A 15,352-nucleotide genomic window follows, 5' to 3' on the forward strand; every position below is an offset into this window, starting at 1 on the left:
CCGGACGGTAGACCCCGGAACGGGCGACGGCCACCACCGCCCGTCGTGTCGCGCACCGGCAGAGGTCACTGTGACGCAGCGCTTATCACTCGGTTGCTCCACGCACACAATTACACCAGAACGGCGCACACACTTCGACCGAAACCGCCTTCTGACGTCGTGTCGCTCCTGGTCGGGTACCCCTACGTGGGGGGTACCGGGCCGGTGGGGCCCCATCGCGCCGCCGCCGCTGTGATCGTCCGCCGGAAACGGCGTTACTCTGTCACGATGGCCGAACCCGCCAGGACGCCCGAAGTGCGTTTCCCCACGGCCACGCGCCCCATCCCACCCCGCCGGCGACGGGACCGCCGCGGACGTGGCATGCGTGGCACGCTCCTACCCCCCGACGTGCCCGCCTACGCCACCCGCGGTGAGCGCTTCGACGACCTTGTCCTGGACGCGGTCGAGCACCTGGACCACAGATGGTCCGCCGAGCTGGCCGACGTCGAGTTCGCCGTCGAGGACGTCCCGCCGGTCAGTCCGACCGATGACGGCGTTCCACTGGCCTCCTACCAGCCGGCGTCCGGACGGGGCCGCTCCGCGACCCCGCAGCGCATCGTCGTCTACCGGCGTCCGCTGGAGGCCCGCGCCGTCATGCCCGAGGACCTCGCCGAGCTCGTCCTCGACGCGATCATCCATCAGGTGGCTGAGATGATGGACGTCGACCCTGCCGTGATCGACCCCGAAGGCCATGGCTGGGGCGACGAGGAGTAGACCGTCGCGACATCCGCCCGACGCCGAACCAGAGCCGCTCACGACCGCCGAGGCGGGGACGGAGACACCTGTGACCATCGGGGAGAGCGCGCCGACCAGCACCGCGGGCACCGACAGCACCCAGGCCCGCGGCCGGCTCACCAGCACGGTCGGCGCAGGCACCACCAGCACGACGGGCGCCGGCCCGCGGCCGCACCGGGCCTCGGTCCGCGTCCTGGAGCTGCACGGTCAGTCCCAGCGCTACGCCTGGGGCTCCTCCACCGCGATCCCCGAGCTGCTGGGCGTTCCCGCTGACGGGGAGCCCGTCGCCGAGCTGTGGCTCGGCACCCATCCGCAGGCTCCGGCCGAGGTGGTCGGGGCGTCCGGGCCGGGTGATGCCACGCCGGAGCAGACGGCCGGGCGCGGCGCCCGCCGGGCGGCGGCCGACCTGGTCGGCGAGCTGCCCTTCCTGCTGAAGGTGCTCGCCGCCGACAAGGCCCTGTCGCTGCAGGTCCATCCCGACCTCGCCCAGGCCCGCGCCGGGTTCGACGCCGAGCAGGCCGCCGGGATCAGCATGGGTGACCCGCGGCGTCGCTACCGCGACCGCAACCACAAGCCCGAGCTGATCGTGGCGCTGACGCCGTTCCGGGCCCTCGCCGGCATCCGCGCACCTGCCGCGACACTCGCGGTCGCGCGCGGGCTGGGCCATCCGGGGCTGATGGCGGCGTTCGCGCCACTGGCGACCGACCCGTCCGGTGGGGCCACCCAGGTGCTGCGCAGCCTGCTCACCCTCCCGCCCCAGGCGGGGGTCGACCTCGCCGCCGGTGTGGTGAGTGCCGCCGAGCGGGTCGGCCCCGGCGCCTCCGAGGAACTGCGCCGCGCCGCCGACCTGGTCCGGCTGCTCGCCGCGACCCATCCCGGTGACGTCGGTATCGCCGCGGCGCTGCTGCTCAACGACGTGACGCTGCAGCCGGGCGAGGGGCTGTTCCAGCCGGCGCGGCTGCTGCACGCCTACGTCCAGGGCGTCGGGATCGAGATCATGGCGACCTCGGACAACGTGCTCCGGGGTGGGCTGACCCCCAAGTACATCGATGTCGACGAACTGCTGCGGATCCTCGATCCGAGGCCCACCGGCGCACCGGTCCTGCGGCCTCGGACCCTGACGACCGGTCCGGGAGGTCAGCTGCGGACCTGGCAGGCGCCGGTGAAGGACTTCGTCCTGCGGGAGGCGGTCTGCACGGGCGGTCCGGTGACCGTTCCCGACCCGTCCATCCTGCTGGCGATGGAGGGGCAGGTCGAGATCACCGGAACGGACCGGTCGGGGCTGCCACTCGAACCGCTCACGCTGAACCGTGGCTGCTCGGCACTGGTGACCGGGCCGGCCACGCTGCAGCTCACCGGCACGGGCCGGGTCTTCGCAGCGGGCGCCCGCGTCTGACCTATTCAGGAGACACAGCCGGGCCGACGAGAAGTCGAGGGTCGGCCACCGGAACCGGGCCGGAGCGGTACCGCCACGCTCCGACGAGCGGAACGACCGCCGAGACCGTCCGCGGTACCGGCGCGGTCAGCGTGACGGCGGTCTGCGACACGGCCTCCGCCGGCGGGTCGACCGCCACCGGAAACAGCGGAACGTCCGCTGGTGCCGGGAGGACGCCCGCTCCCGGCGCGGGTGGCGTGCCCGGCGCGGGTGGCGTGCCCGGCGCGGGTGGCGTGCCCGGCGCGGGTGGCGTGCCCGGAGGTGGGCTGGCTCCCAGCACCTGGGTGGCGACCAGTGTTCCGCCCGAACCGACGACCCGGGCGCCTGTCCGGCCTGCAGGCAGCTCCGCGAGGACCACCCGGCCCGCGCCGACGTCGACCCGCGTGCCGTCGACCCAGACGGTGGCCGCCCGGTCGGGCGCCGCCAGGACCAGCGCACCCGCCGTCCATCTGGGGACCGGGGCCGCCGCGACCACCAGTCCGGGCGGCGCCGGGCCGGCCCCCATGCCCACCGGGTCGCCGGAGACCTGACCGGTCCAGTGCGGGCGCTCAGGCAGGCTCCCGGCCACCCAGACCGGGTCGGGGCCGCCGCCGGCCAGCCTCAGCGCAGCGACGACACCGGTTCCGTCGGTTGACTCGACGAGCAGGGCGGACGCCGTCGCCGGTGCCAGTGCGATCGGGCGGTGCACCGTCGTCCCGGCCGGGATCCTGACAGCTTCCAGGCCGGCCGGCACCCGCGCACCGGACTCGCTGAGCACGGTGACGCGCACTGTCGCGGCCCGGCCCGGCACCGCGAGCACCAGTTCGGCACCCGGCCCACGCGTCTCCCGCACCGCCGCGGCCGGGGTGAGCAGACCTCCGACCAGCACCCGGGCGGCCGGGCCGGCGGTGGGCGGCACCGGGATCGCCCTCTCCGGGCCACTCCCGCTGGCGCGGTCGACCAGCCAGCTCAGGACCCGTCCCGCCGTGGTCCGGATGTCGATAGCGGTCGCGGCGGCCTCGGGTGCCAGTGCGGCGAGGCGCCGGCTCACCGTCCGGCCGGGCGGAATCGTGATCTCGGTGCGCGGCGATGTCCCTTCCGGCGACACGACACCCACGTCCACCCGGGCGGGGCGCGGCCCGGCGTTCGTCCAGTACAGGACGGGATCCCTGCCGGCGGCGGTCGACGGCCCGGCGAACCAGGTGTGCGCGCGCGGCTGCTCGCAGCGGGCGCGCAACGGCCCCGCTCCCGAACCGGGCGACGTCACCGTGGCGGTGAGACCGGCCGCTGCCTGGCCGGCCGCGACGAGCCGGAGCGGGCCGCCGCCGGTGCGCTCACCGGGCGGCCGGCCTGCCGGGTCGCCGCCGGGGGGGAGGCGGAGCAGTTCGTCGTGCTGGCGATCGTCGTCGAGCAGCGCCGAGCCGTCCGACGGCTGGACCGCCCCGCCCGGCCCGGCGCCGCGCACCAGGTCGAGGAGCTGCGGGACCCGGCCTTCCAGGCCGAGGTCCGGGCAGAGCAGGGTCGCCGAGGTCACCGATCTGGGTGCCGCGGACGCCGACGTGCGCGGCACGGCGGCCGTCAGCGCGGACGCGACGACCGCCGCCAGGCAGACCAGCCCGAACGCCACGGGCACCCGCCAGCGCCGGTCAGACCTCATCGCGGGCACCGCCCGGCAGCGTGGGCCGGCGCCGGTGCGCAGGTCGCACCACGGCCGCCAGCAGGCCGGTGGCCAGCACCGCGCCGGCGGCACCCGCACCCGCGAGCAGCACCGCACGATGCCGGGTGTGGTCGTAGCCGACCTCGAGCAACCCGCCCCGGGCCGGCAGGACGAAGGACTGTGCCCAGCCGTCCGCCAGCGCCCTCGTCAGCGGGGCACCGTCCAGGGACGCCCGCCAGCCGGGATCGGCTGTCTCGGCGAGCACCACCCGCCGGCCGGCCGCTCCTGCGGGGACTTCGACCGCTCCGGACAGCCCCGCGGTGCCCGGCCGCAGCTTGTCAAGCGGCACCCCGGGCCCGGTGGCCCCCGCAGAGTTGTCGGAGGCCCCGGCGGGGAGGAGCCGGGCCCGGGCTGCCGGGTAGGCCCGGCCGGTCACGGGGTCCACCGGGCGCCACACCAGGACGCCCGAGCCGCGGCGGTCACGCCAGAGGCCGTCCACCGAGTCCAGTGCCGCGACCAGGGACGGGTCGGACGCGGTGGCCGGCATGACGACCGCGGTCACCCCGAAGCCCGGGAGTCCGGCCGCGGCTCCGGGGACGCCCGCCGACAGGTCGCCGACCAGGCGGGCAAGGACAGTGGACGCCGTCGAGGCCCGACCCGAACTCGCGCCGGGGAAACGGGGGCCCTCGTCCGCCGCCAGCGTGTAGATCGCGCGGTCCGGAGCGGACCCGCGCAGGACGAGCACTCGCGCGCCCGGGCCGCCGGTCCTGGCCAGTGCGGTGACGGACCTGGTCAGGGTCTCGTCGCGCGGGACCGGCCGGGGCTGGGCGAGCGGGGCGGCGGCGAGGACGGAGCCGAACGCCAGCGCCCCCGCGACGAACAGGGCACGAAGAGCCCACGAGCCGCCGCCGGGCGCGGATGCCCGCGCGAGGCCGACGGCGACGAGCAGGCCGGCGCAGGCCAGGCCGTACTGCGGGCCGACCCAGACTCCGGTGGTGCCGGCGGTGGCCACCACGGACGCTGATCCGTCCGACCAGGCACGCTCGAGGATGACCGCGAGCAGCACTCCGGCCAGCCCGGCGCCGGCGAGCGCCCAGCCGGCGGCGGGCGTCGCGGTGCTGCCCGGCGCCGCCCTCGGCTCTGTTCCAGCCTCGGCGGTGGTCGAACGCCGGCCGCGGCCGCGCCGGGGAAGCCCGGCGAGCAGGCCGCCGGCGGCCACGGTGAGGAACAGGACGGTCGTCTCATCTTCTCCGCCGGAGACGCGGGCCACCAGGCCGCTGCGCTCCGATCCGGCCGTCAGGGCGACGGACCCCCACGGCTCTGGCCCGCCCGTGACCAGGCCGGGCAGCAGCGGCGCCGACGCGGTCACGAGGACGGCGACCAGGCCGAACAGGGCGACCGGCAGTCGGGCGCCCGACCAGCCGCCCCCGCCGGAGCAGCCGCCCCCGCCGGAGCAGCCACGCCGGACAGCCAGGAAGGCGACAGGCAGGACCACAAGCGCGACCGGCGCCAGGGTGGGAGCGCAGGCGTTGAGGACGGTCAACCCGGCCGCGAGACGCCATGCCGGCCAGCCGGCCCGCAGCGGCGCGGGACGGCCGTGCAGGACCTCACCACGCACGACCTCACCGCGCAGAACCTCACCACGCAGGACCTCGTCGGCCGTGGCGAGGACGGCCGGGAGCACGGCCAGCGCCACGGCGGACTCGAACCGGCCGGCGATCACCGACCCTGCCACGGGCGGGGACATCGCGTAGAGCGCAGCCAGGCCGGTCCGCAGACGCCGGGAAGCGGTGATCCGCGCGGCGGCGCGATAGGCGCTGCAGGCGGCCGCGGCAGGTGCCAGCGCGAGCAGGGCCAGGCAGACCGCGCCGGCGTCGAGGCCGACCGGGCCGGCGAGGGAGGCGAGGGCCGCGAGCCCTGGCGTCCACGGGGGCGCGGCACCTGGCCAGCCGAGCGTGCCACCGGCCGAGCCCTGCCATCCGGACCACGCAGTGAACCACAGGTCGCGGGCGTCAGCGAGCATCGGCACCCCGCCGCCGGACGCGTCCGGAGCGAGGCGACGAGCCATCACCCCGCCGGCGACGAGCAGCAGCGCGATCAGGGCCACGAAGGCACGGGACGGGGCGGCCGTACGCGCCGCCAGACGGGTGCTGACGCTGGTGCTGGAACTGGTGCGCAGGCCCCCGGCCAGGGAGGTCGCGCCGCGCCGGGCCGGCAGCAGGTGCCGCACCGCGCGCCGGGGAACGGCGGCCGTCCGGGCTGCCCGCCGGCGCATCCGCGCCAGTTCGCAGGGAGCGACCAGGACCGCGCCGACCACCCCTGCCTCGACCGCGGCCGAGCGCCAGCGCTGACCGGGCCGCGTCAGCCGGCTCCCAGCCCTCCCGAGGCCGGTCACCACCAGCGCCAGCAGGGCAAACGGCAGCCAGATGGGCTGCGCCAGCGTCAGGCGCACCCGCACACCGGCGACGCGGTCGGCCCGGTCGGCCCGGTCGGCCCGGTCGGCCCGGTCGTGCACTCGCACACCTGCCCGGACCCGGACCGTCGCCCGGGGCACGGCGACCACGCGCAGACCGGCGCGCGCGGCGCGCAGACCCAGGTCGAGGTCGAGGCCCGCGGTCAGGCCGGGCGCGAGGCCGCCCAGGCGTTCCCAGGCGGCCGCGCGGATCAGCAGGCCGCTGCAGGAGACCGCCAGCACGTCGCGAGCGGCGTCGCCGGGCCCGGCGACGGACCACGCCGCAGCTGGGACCCGCCGCCCCGCCCGGTCGACGGTGACACCGGCTTCGACAGCCGTTCCGGCCCCGCCGACAGCGAGCAGCCCGGGCCCGAGGATCGCGGCGCTGCGGTCGACCCTGGCATAGGTGAGCAGGCGGTCGAGAGCGTCGTGGCCTGGCACGACCCCGTCGCCGAGAAGCCAGTAGAAGACATCCGGCCGGTCAGGCTCACCGCCGGCCCGTCCGGTCGCGTCGGCCCGGCCACGGTGGCGCTGGGCCGCCTTGTCGAGCTTGACGGCGGCGGCGACCGCGGCACCGAAGGACGTCCCGGGGGGAAGGTCGAGGACCACGACCGGAACCGCGCCGCCCGCGTCCGCCGGCCCGGGATGCTCGCCCGGGTGCTCGGCGCCGGCGGGCCGGTGGGCAGGTGGCCGACCCGACAGCTGATCGGATCCGGCGCGCTGAGCCGGGACGAAGCTCGGGCCCGCGGTCAGGATCCCACCTGGACGGACCACCACGATCCGGTCAGGGGGACGTGCTGCCGCGGCAAGATCCGCCAGTGCCTGGCCCAGATCGGTATCGCCCAGGCCATCGCTGGCGGACGAACTCCGAACCGGCCCGCGCAAGGTGCGCGGCACTGACGGGGTGTGCGGTACTGACGGAGTTCCCGGTGGCAGCGGGGTGCGTGGCGAGGGCACGGTACCCGGCGCTGGTGGGGTGCTCTGCGCACTCCCACCTCGCCGGGCGACCATGATCGCCACGACCCGCTGGCCGGAACGAACGGCATCTCGGGGACGAATCGCCCGAGCGCCTCGGCCGGTGCCCCGCGTTGGTGTGGTCATCGCGGGCGCCGTCCGTGGGATCCGGCGTCAGACGGCCCGTCGGCGCTGCTTGCGCCGCTCACGCTCGGACATGCCGCCCCAGATCCCGAACCGCTCGTCGTTCTCCAGTGCGTACTCCAGGCACTCGACCCTGACCTCGCAGCCGGAGCAGATGCGCTTCGCCTCCCGGGTCGACCCGCCCTTCTCAGGGAAGAACGCCTCCGGGTCGGTCTGCGCGCACAGCGCCCGCTCCTGCCATTCCATCGCCTCGCCGAGCAGATCCCCGAGACCGATGTCGATGACCTCGGCGAGGGAGTCCACCAGCGCGCTGCTCGTGCGGGGCGCGGGCACCTCACCGGGACGGACCAGCTCGCCGGCCTCGTCGTCGTCCTCGTCCTCGAGATCGTCGACCTCGGCGTCATAGCCGGGCTCGACCAGCCCGGGCCGGCCGCGGCCAGGCATGACCGGCGGCGCGACCGCCGCGGCGGTCGACCCGGCCGGCTGCGGGTGCGGCCCGGACACGAACGCCCCGGACACGGGGACCGGCAGCGGCGCCGCCTCGTGAGCGGCCTCCAGCACCGGTCCGGCGTGGTGCTCAGCGGGACGCTCGACGTCCGCCAGGACGGTGTGGACGCCCGCGTCGGTGTGCTCCATATGGACTCCTCCAGACCCGTCGCGGTGCGGTCGGCCACCCCCCGGACGCCGGCGCGCGGTGTCTTGGATCCACACCGACCGGACGTCGCCCTACCGCACGAGTCCCGCCGACGGGGGGAATGACACGCCGGTAATTACACGCGCCAGACTTGGCCGCGTCAACCCCACCGACGCAACATCTTCTACAACCAGCGATGAGACCATAGCTCACAGTCACTGGGGCTCGTCACAGAGGGTCCCCGCAGACCAACCCTCCAATACGGAGAGTGACAATCCGCGGGGTGCACCTGGAGCTTTGGATCTCGGCCCGCAGGGCGAACACCCCATAGCGGACGTCGAGATTCCCGGACATCCCACCCAAACCTACACCGATCACCAGGGCTGCCAGGCGGCACCCGAGGCCACGGTCACACTAGGTAGTGCCACCGACGAGCTGTGACGATCCTCAGTTCACGATGGCGAGCATGGTGCGCGCAGCGTCACCACGTGCGGCGACAAGGCGTTCCGAAGAGACCACACCGTAGGTAGTGGTCCGCTGTCGCGGGGGACGGCCGGCCGCCCCGGCAAGCTCCTCCAGCTCGGCGATCGAGCGGCGTGAGCCATGCTGCGACCCCGCCATTCGGCTGATCGTCTCCTCCATGAGGGTGCCTCCGAGGTCGTTGACCCCACCGTCGAGCACCTGGACACACCCGTCCGTGCCGAGCTTCACCCACGAACACTGGATGTTGGCGATCGCTCCGTGCAACAGGATCCGGGCCATCGCGTGCACCGCCCGGTTCTCCTGAACGGTGGGGCCCGGTCGGGCCACCCCGGCCAGATAGATCGGCGAGCTGTGGTGGACGAACGGCAGTGCGACGAACTCGGTGAAGCCGCCCGTCTCCTCCTGGATGCGGCGCAGCAGCCGCAGGTGGGCCACCCAGTGGGCCGGGGTGTCGACATGGCCGTACATCATCGTCGCCGACGACCGCAGGCCGACACGGTGAGCCGCGGTCACGACCTCGACCCAGGCCGCCGTCGGCAGCTTGCCCTTCGTGAGCACCCAGCGGACCTCGTCGTCGAGGATCTCCGCCGCCGTGCCGGGGATGGAGTCGACACCCGCCTCCTTCGCCGCGGTCAGCCACTCCGCCACGGACAGGCCCGTGCGGGTGACGCCGTTCATGACCTCCATCGGCGAGAAGGCGTGCAGGTGCAGCCCGGGAGCCGCCTTCTTGATCTCGCGGGCCAGGCCGAAGTAGGCGTCCCCCGGCAGGTCCGGATGGATGCCACCCTGGACGCAGACCTCGGTGGCCCCCACCGACCAGGCGTCCCGGGCGCGCGAGGCCACCTCGTCCAGCGAGAGGGTGTAGGCGTCGGCGTCGCCGCGGCGCTGGGCGAACGCACAGAACCGGCAGCCCGTGTAGCAGACGTTGGTGAAGTTGATGTTCCGGTTGACCACGAAGGTCACGTCGTCGCCGACGGTCTCCCGGCGCAGGCCGTCGGCGAGGGCGCACAGCTCCTCCAACGCCTGGCCGGTCGCCCCGAACAGGGTGAGCGCGTCGGTGTCGGAGATCCCGGCCGGGTCGGCGCCCGCCCGCCGCAGGGCGGCAAGCACCTCCGGCTCCGCCCTGGGCACGGCGCCCCGCGCCACCGCCGCTCCGCCTGCCGCCGCTCCGCCTGCCGCCGCTTCCGGAGCAGCCGCTTCCGGAGCAGCCTCGGCCGCAGCCGCCGAGCCGGAGCCGTAGACGCCGTCCACGCCGGTGCCCGCCGCCCGTACCTGCTCGCGCAGAGCCGCCCAGTCCCCGTACACCGAGTCGAAGTCGGAACGGGTGTCGGCGCGGCGACCCTCGACGTCCACCGCGGTGTGCAGGTCGGTGCGGCCGCTGTCCCCCAGCCCGCCGTCGGGCTCCTGCCAGGGGCGCCCCGTGGGCCGAGCGCCCGGGGCGAGCAGCCCGTCCGGACCGGCCAGCGCCGCCACGTGCCCGGCGACCCGCGGGTCGATCCAGGGCTCCTCCAGATGGGTGGGGTGCACGGTGAGCCGCGGCCGCAGCGTGAACCCGGCCTCCTCGGTCACCGCCCGCAGGACGTCCAGGTCCGGCCAGGGGCGTTCCGGGTTGACGTGGTCCGGGGTGACGGGGGAGACCCCGCCCCAGTCGTCGAGACCGGCGGAGAGCAGCAGGGCGCACTCGGCGGTGTCGACGAGGTTCGGCGGTGCCTGCACCCGCATACCCGGGCCGAGCACCAGTCGGGTCACCGCCACGGCCGCCGCAAGCTCCTCGGCACCGACGTCCGGCGCTCCGCGCATCGCGGTGTCGTCCTTGGCCCGGAAGTTCTGGACGATGATCTCCTGGATGGAGCCGTACTCCCGGGCGACCCCCCGCAGCGCGAAAATCGTTTCGGCCCGCTCGGTGACGGTCTCCCCGATGCCGAGCAGCAGGCCGGTGGTGAACGGGACGGACAGCCGGCCCGCGTCGGCGAGCACCCGCAGGCGCACCGCCGGATCCTTGTCCGGAGAGCCGTGGTGGGCGCCGCCGGGGGTGGACCACAGGCGGGTGGCGGTGGTCTCCAGCATCATGCCCATCGACGGTGCGACGGGTTTGAGGCGGGCCAGCTCCGCCCAGCTCAGCACACCCGGGTTGAGGTGCGGGAGCAGCCCGGTCTCCTCCAGCACGGCGACCGCGACCGCGCGCAGGTAGCCGAGAGTCGACTCGTAGCCGTGGGCGTCGAGCCACTCACGAGCGGCGGGCCACCTGTCCTCGGGACGGTCTCCGAGGGTGAACAGCGCCTCCGCGCAGCCCGCCGCCGCACCGGCGCGGGCCACCTCGAGCACCTCGTCCACGGTCAGGTAGGGCGCCGGGAGCCGGTGCGGGACGGTCGCGAAGGTGCAGTAGTGGCACCTGTCCCGGCACAGCCGGGTCAGCGGGATGAAGACCTTGGGTGAATAAGTGACGACACCGGGCCGCCCGGCGGAGACGAGCCCGGCATCCCGGACGCGCGCGGCGGAGGCGCACAGGTCGGTGAGGTCCGTGCCGCGGGCGGCCAGCAGGATCGCCGCCTCGGTGACGTCCAGGGTCGCGCCGTCACGGGCCCGTCGCAGCGCCCGCCGCATCGCGCTGACCGACGGCACGGCGTCGGCGGCAGCGGCGTCGGCAGCGGCAGCGGCAGCGGCAGCGGGCGTGAAGGTGACGGGCGGCGCGGCGCCGGAGGCCGGCGGCGGTTCCGGGCGGTGTTGGTGACCGGGGGTGGGAGTGATCCTCTCCCCGGCTGGTTCTCCGTCCGGTACCGCAGCCGTACTCGTCATGCGCTCACCCTGGGTAGATGGTCGTCTGGTCGGGGGATCCGACCGGCCGTGGAACGCGGCTGGTCGGCTGGTTGTGCCCTGCCGGGGTCAGGCGGTGCCGCCGCCGCGGGCGCCGCTCCGCCCGGGGCCGGCCGGCCGAAGCCGGTCGAGGGTTCCGATCAGCAGGTTCGTGCGCCTGCGGGCGGCCAGGCGGTCGGTCCGCGCACTGCCCGCGGACGGCGCGCCGCCCCGCAGGTCAGCGTGCCGGGCGGCCGCGACCTGCGGGGCCCGGACGCCGGCGAGGGCGCGGTTCAGGGAGGCGGAGAGGGCTTCGAGGCTCTTGGGGGTACGGGTGCTGGTACTGGTCGTGGCCCGTGTGTTCCTGATCGCGGACATGGAGGTCCTTCCAGCGACGTGAAGAGCTGCGTCCATCTCACAGCCCTCTCTAACCAGAATCAAGAGATGGCAGCTTCGCGCCGTGACCGTCACAGCGGGCAACTGCCGGGAGACACGGTGTGCCGGCCGGGTGAAGGCGCCGGTACACGACAATTCCCTCCTCCCCCGGGCCGGGGTCGTTACCCTGATCAGGTGCCACGTAACCGCCAGGAGGTCCCGCGCGAGGAGCGGATCGACGCGCTGCTCGCCGTCGCCGAGCAGCAGTTCCTCGCCCGTGGGTTCGCCGGTACCTCCATCGCCGAGATCGCCCGTGCCGCCGGTATCGAGCCCGGCTCGGTCTACTGGTACTTCCGGTCCAAGGACCATGCCTTCGCCGCCGTCCTGAACCGGCTGCTCGACGGCGAGACGGAGCGCATCGCGCAGCTGTCCGACGAACCGGCCCAGAAGCTCTTCGCGGCGCTGGACTCGGTCGAGCGGCGGCGGACCCTGCACCCCTGTGTCGCGGAGCGGGCGCCACACGCTCCGACGATCATGGAGTACCACGAGCGGCTGCACGACTGGCTGCACGGGCTCGCGCTGAGCGCGGTCGCCGATCTGGTACCCGAGCCCGACCACGAAATCGCCGCGGACGCCCTGGTGGCGACGATCGAGGGCGGCCTGGCCAACCCCGCGCCGTCCCGGCCGACCAGTCACCTCGTCCGCTACCTGCTGGCCGCGCTGGCCACCGCCCGGACCTCCCCCGCAGCCGCGCCCGCGCCAGCACCGCTGGACGCCGTCCCCCGCTGACCGATCCACGGTGGCCGCCGCCGCCGGCCGCACCGCCTGACGCCACCGAGCGCCCCGGGCTGCTCCCCGGGCCGCGCCGTTTCCTGGGCTGCCCCGTTCTCGCCGCCGCTGTCCGGCGCTTTCCGCCGCTGTCCGATGGTGGACGGGCAAGCCGTGCCGCGTAGGTGCGAATCGCGGGTGGAAGGATGGCCCGGTGAGGGTTACCGCACTGGCTGGTGGCATCGGTGGCGCACGGTTCCTGTCCGGGCTGCGGGCAGCCCGGCCGGACGCGGAGATCACCGTGATCGGCAACACGGGTGACGACATCACCCTGCACGGTCTGCGCATCTGCCCCGACCTGGACACGGTGATGTACACCCTGGGCGGCGGGATCTCCGCCGAGCGCGGCTGGGGACGCGAGGACGAGTCCTTCGTGGTCTCCAGCGAGCTGGCCGCCTACGGGGTGGGGCCGAGCTGGTTCGGCCTCGGTGACCGCGATCTGGCCACCCACCTCGTCCGCACCCAGATGATCGACGCGGGTTACAAGCTCTCGGACGTCGTCACCGCGCTGTGCGATCGGTGGCAGCCCGGCGTCCGACTGCTGCCGATGTCGGACGACCGCGTCGAGACCCATGTGATCGTCGACGACGACCAGGGGCGTCGCGCCGTGCACTTCCAGGAGTGGTGGCTGCGGATGCGGGCGAAGGTGCCGGCCGAGGCGATCCTGTCGGTCGGCGCCGCCGAGTCGACCCCGGCACCCGGGGTGCTCGACGCCATCGTGGACGCCGACGTCGTCCTGATCGGCCCGTCCAACCCGGTGGTCTCGATCGGGACGATCCTGTCGGTACCCGGCATCGCGGACACTCTGCGGGTGACCCTCGCCCCCGTGATCGGCGTCTCCCCGATCATCGGTGGTGCGGCCGTGCGCGGCATGGCGGACGCCTGTCTGAAGGCGATCGGGGTGGAGACCTCGGCCCGCGCGGTGGGCGCCCACTACGGCGGCCGGCACCGGGTCGGCGTCCCGGCGGGCGACAGCGCCGGGGGCACGGCGGGCAGCACGGCGGGCAGCCGGGAAGGCGACGCGCCGGACGGCGGCAAGGGCACCTCCGGGGGCACGGAGCGGGAGGTTGGTCACGGTCTGCTGGACGGTTGGCTGGTTGACGTCGTGGATGCCGCGATCGCGGCGGACCCGGAGGCCATACCCGGAGCTACCGTGAAGGCTGTACCGCTTCTCATGACCGATCTGGAGGCCACTGTGGCGATCGTGGAGGCGGCACTGGAGCTCGCCGGTGTCTGAGCTGTCCGCACCGGACCCGTCGGCGCCACGCCCGCCGGACGAGGTGCCCTCGACCATGGGGCCGTCGACGCTGGGAACACCCGCACTGGGGACTCCGGCTCCCCCGGACGGGCCACCGGCAGAGCCACCATCCGGGTCACTGGCCGGGTCACTGGCCGGGTCACCGGCCGGGGATGCCGAGCACCGGCAGGTGCCCGCGGAACCGGCCCCGCCGACATCCACCGACTCCGCGCGCCCGGAGGTGCCGGCGGCGCCGGCCGGCCCGGAGCCGTCCGCGGGTGAGGGGCTCCGGATCCTGCCGTTGCGCGGGATCGGCGAGGTCCGTCCCGGCGACGACCTGGCGGAGGTGATCGCCGCGGCCTCCCTCGCCGGCGAGCGGCTGCGTGACGGTGACACCCTCGTCGTGACATCCAAGATTGTTTCCAAGGCCGAGGGCCGGCTGCTCCAGATCGAGGGCGACCGGGAGGCTGCCCGGCAGGCCGCGATCGACGCCGAGTCGGTCCGCGAGGTGGCACGGCGCGGGCCGACCCGCATCGTCGAGACCCGGCACGGGCTGGTGCTGGCCAGTGCCGGCGTGGACGCCTCGAACATCACCAAGGACTCGATCGCGCTGCTGCCGGTCGATCCGGACGCGAGCGCCCGCACCCTGCGCAGCGGCCTGCGGGAGCGCCTCGGCGTCGACGTCGCCGTGATCGTCAGTGACACCGCCGGGCGCCCGTGGCGGCGCGGGCTGACCGACATGGCTGTCGGGGTGGCCGGAATGGCCGCGCTGCGCAGTCACATCGGCGACGTCGACAGCTACGGCAACGAGCTCGGCATGACCGAGATCGCCGAGGCCGACGAGCTGGCCGCCGCGGCCGACCTGGTGAAGGGCAAGCTCGGTGCGACGCCGGTGGCGGTCGTGCGCGGGTTCGGGCACCTGCCGGACGACGGGGTGGGCGCGCGGGCGATGGTCCGCCCGTCCGCCGAGGACATGTTCCAGCTCGGGACGACCGAGGCCCGCCGGTCGGCCCCGTTCGCCCGCCGGACGGTGCGGGAGTTCACCGACGACCCGGTGGACCCGGCCGCCGTCCGCCAGGCGATCGCGGCGGCGATCACCGCGCCCGCCCCGCACCACACGACGCCGTGGCGCTTCGTCCTCGTCGACGCCCGCCGGCACACCCTGCTCGACGCGATGGCCATGGCCTGGACCGACGACCTGCGCCGCGACGGCTTCGACGAGGACTCGGTGAGCCGTCGGCTGCTGCGCGGCGACGTGCTGCGCCGGGCCCCCGTCCTGATCGTGCCGATGATGGTCATGGACGGGTCGCACGCGTACCCGGACGAGCGCCGCTCCCGCGCCGAGGAGCGCATGTTCACCGTGGCGGTCGGCGCGGCCGTGCAGAACCTGCTGGTCGCGCTGGCGGCGGAGGGCCTGGGCTCGTGCTGGGTGTCCTCCGCGCTGTTCTGCGGCGAGGTCGTCGCCGACACGCTCGAACTGCCGCGCACCTGGACGCCGATGGGGGTGGTCGGGGTGGGTCATCCCGCCGCGCCCGCCCCGCCCCGGCCGGCCCGGGATGTCACGGCGTTCCTGCTGGAACGATGAGCTCCAGGCGGCCGCGATGACC

General features: G+C 74.9%; 10 protein-coding genes. 5 read left to right on the plus strand and 5 right to left on the minus strand.

The features are described 5' to 3' along the window. Positions 1-360: 360 nt before the first annotated feature. Both B207_RS0104670 and manA read left to right on the plus strand, forming a co-directional pair. Positions 361-753 carry a metallopeptidase family protein gene (locus B207_RS0104670; protein ID WP_018635362.1) on the plus strand — a complete coding sequence of 131 codons (393 nt, stop codon included), beginning with the start codon at positions 361-363 and terminating at the stop codon, positions 751-753. A 70-nt stretch (positions 754-823) separates the two neighbouring features. Beyond that, positions 824-2,170: a mannose-6-phosphate isomerase, class I gene (gene manA, locus B207_RS0104675; protein WP_018635363.1), complete on the plus strand. Its 1,347-nt coding sequence runs from the start codon at positions 824-826 to the stop codon at positions 2,168-2,170. A 1-nt stretch (position 2,171) separates the two neighbouring features. Here the strand turns inward: manA and B207_RS0104680 are convergent, their stop codons facing one another. The 5 genes from B207_RS0104680 to B207_RS0104700 form a co-directional block, all read right to left on the minus strand. After that, on the minus strand, positions 2,172-3,845 hold the full coding sequence (locus tag B207_RS0104680) for a DUF5719 family protein (RefSeq protein ID WP_154675144.1): 1,674 nt from the start codon (positions 3,843-3,845) through the stop codon (positions 2,172-2,174). Then, positions 3,835-7,074, minus strand: coding sequence for a glycosyltransferase (locus tag B207_RS32565; protein WP_018635365.1), 3,240 nt, complete (start codon positions 7,072-7,074; stop codon positions 3,835-3,837). Before B207_RS32565 ends, B207_RS0104680 begins: the two co-directional genes overlap by 11 nt. A gap of 351 nt (positions 7,075-7,425) precedes the next feature. Then, complete coding sequence (locus tag B207_RS42745) at positions 7,426-8,031, minus strand: WhiB family transcriptional regulator (RefSeq protein WP_018635366.1); 606 nt, start codon at positions 8,029-8,031, stop codon at positions 7,426-7,428. A gap of 445 nt (positions 8,032-8,476) precedes the next feature. Further along, entirely contained in the window at positions 8,477-11,308 is a 2,832-nt protein-coding gene (locus B207_RS0104695; protein ID WP_018635367.1) for a bifunctional FO biosynthesis protein CofGH, read from the minus strand. 87 nt (positions 11,309-11,395) lie between these two features. Beyond that, entirely contained in the window at positions 11,396-11,683 is a 288-nt protein-coding gene (locus B207_RS0104700) for a hypothetical protein (protein ID WP_018635368.1), read from the minus strand. 192 nt (positions 11,684-11,875) lie between these two features. Between B207_RS0104700 and B207_RS32570 the strand changes: the two genes are divergently transcribed. From B207_RS32570 to B207_RS0104715, 3 genes are all read left to right on the plus strand, one after another. After that, on the plus strand, positions 11,876-12,469 hold the full coding sequence (locus B207_RS32570) for a TetR/AcrR family transcriptional regulator (protein ID WP_018635369.1): 594 nt from the start codon (positions 11,876-11,878) through the stop codon (positions 12,467-12,469). A 193-nt stretch (positions 12,470-12,662) separates the two neighbouring features. Further along, positions 12,663-13,745, plus strand: a complete 1,083-nt coding sequence (gene cofD / locus B207_RS0104710; RefSeq protein ID WP_018635370.1) for a 2-phospho-L-lactate transferase — start codon at positions 12,663-12,665, stop codon at positions 13,743-13,745. A gap of 55 nt (positions 13,746-13,800) precedes the next feature. Further along, complete coding sequence (locus B207_RS0104715; protein WP_230204844.1) at positions 13,801-15,330, plus strand: coenzyme F420-0:L-glutamate ligase; 1,530 nt, start codon at positions 13,801-13,803, stop codon at positions 15,328-15,330. The last annotated feature ends 22 nt before the right edge of the window (positions 15,331-15,352 follow it).

This window comes from Parafrankia elaeagni (genome assembly GCF_000374165.1).
Taxonomy (GTDB): Bacteria; Actinomycetota; Actinomycetes; order Frankiales; family Frankiaceae; genus Parafrankia; species Parafrankia elaeagni.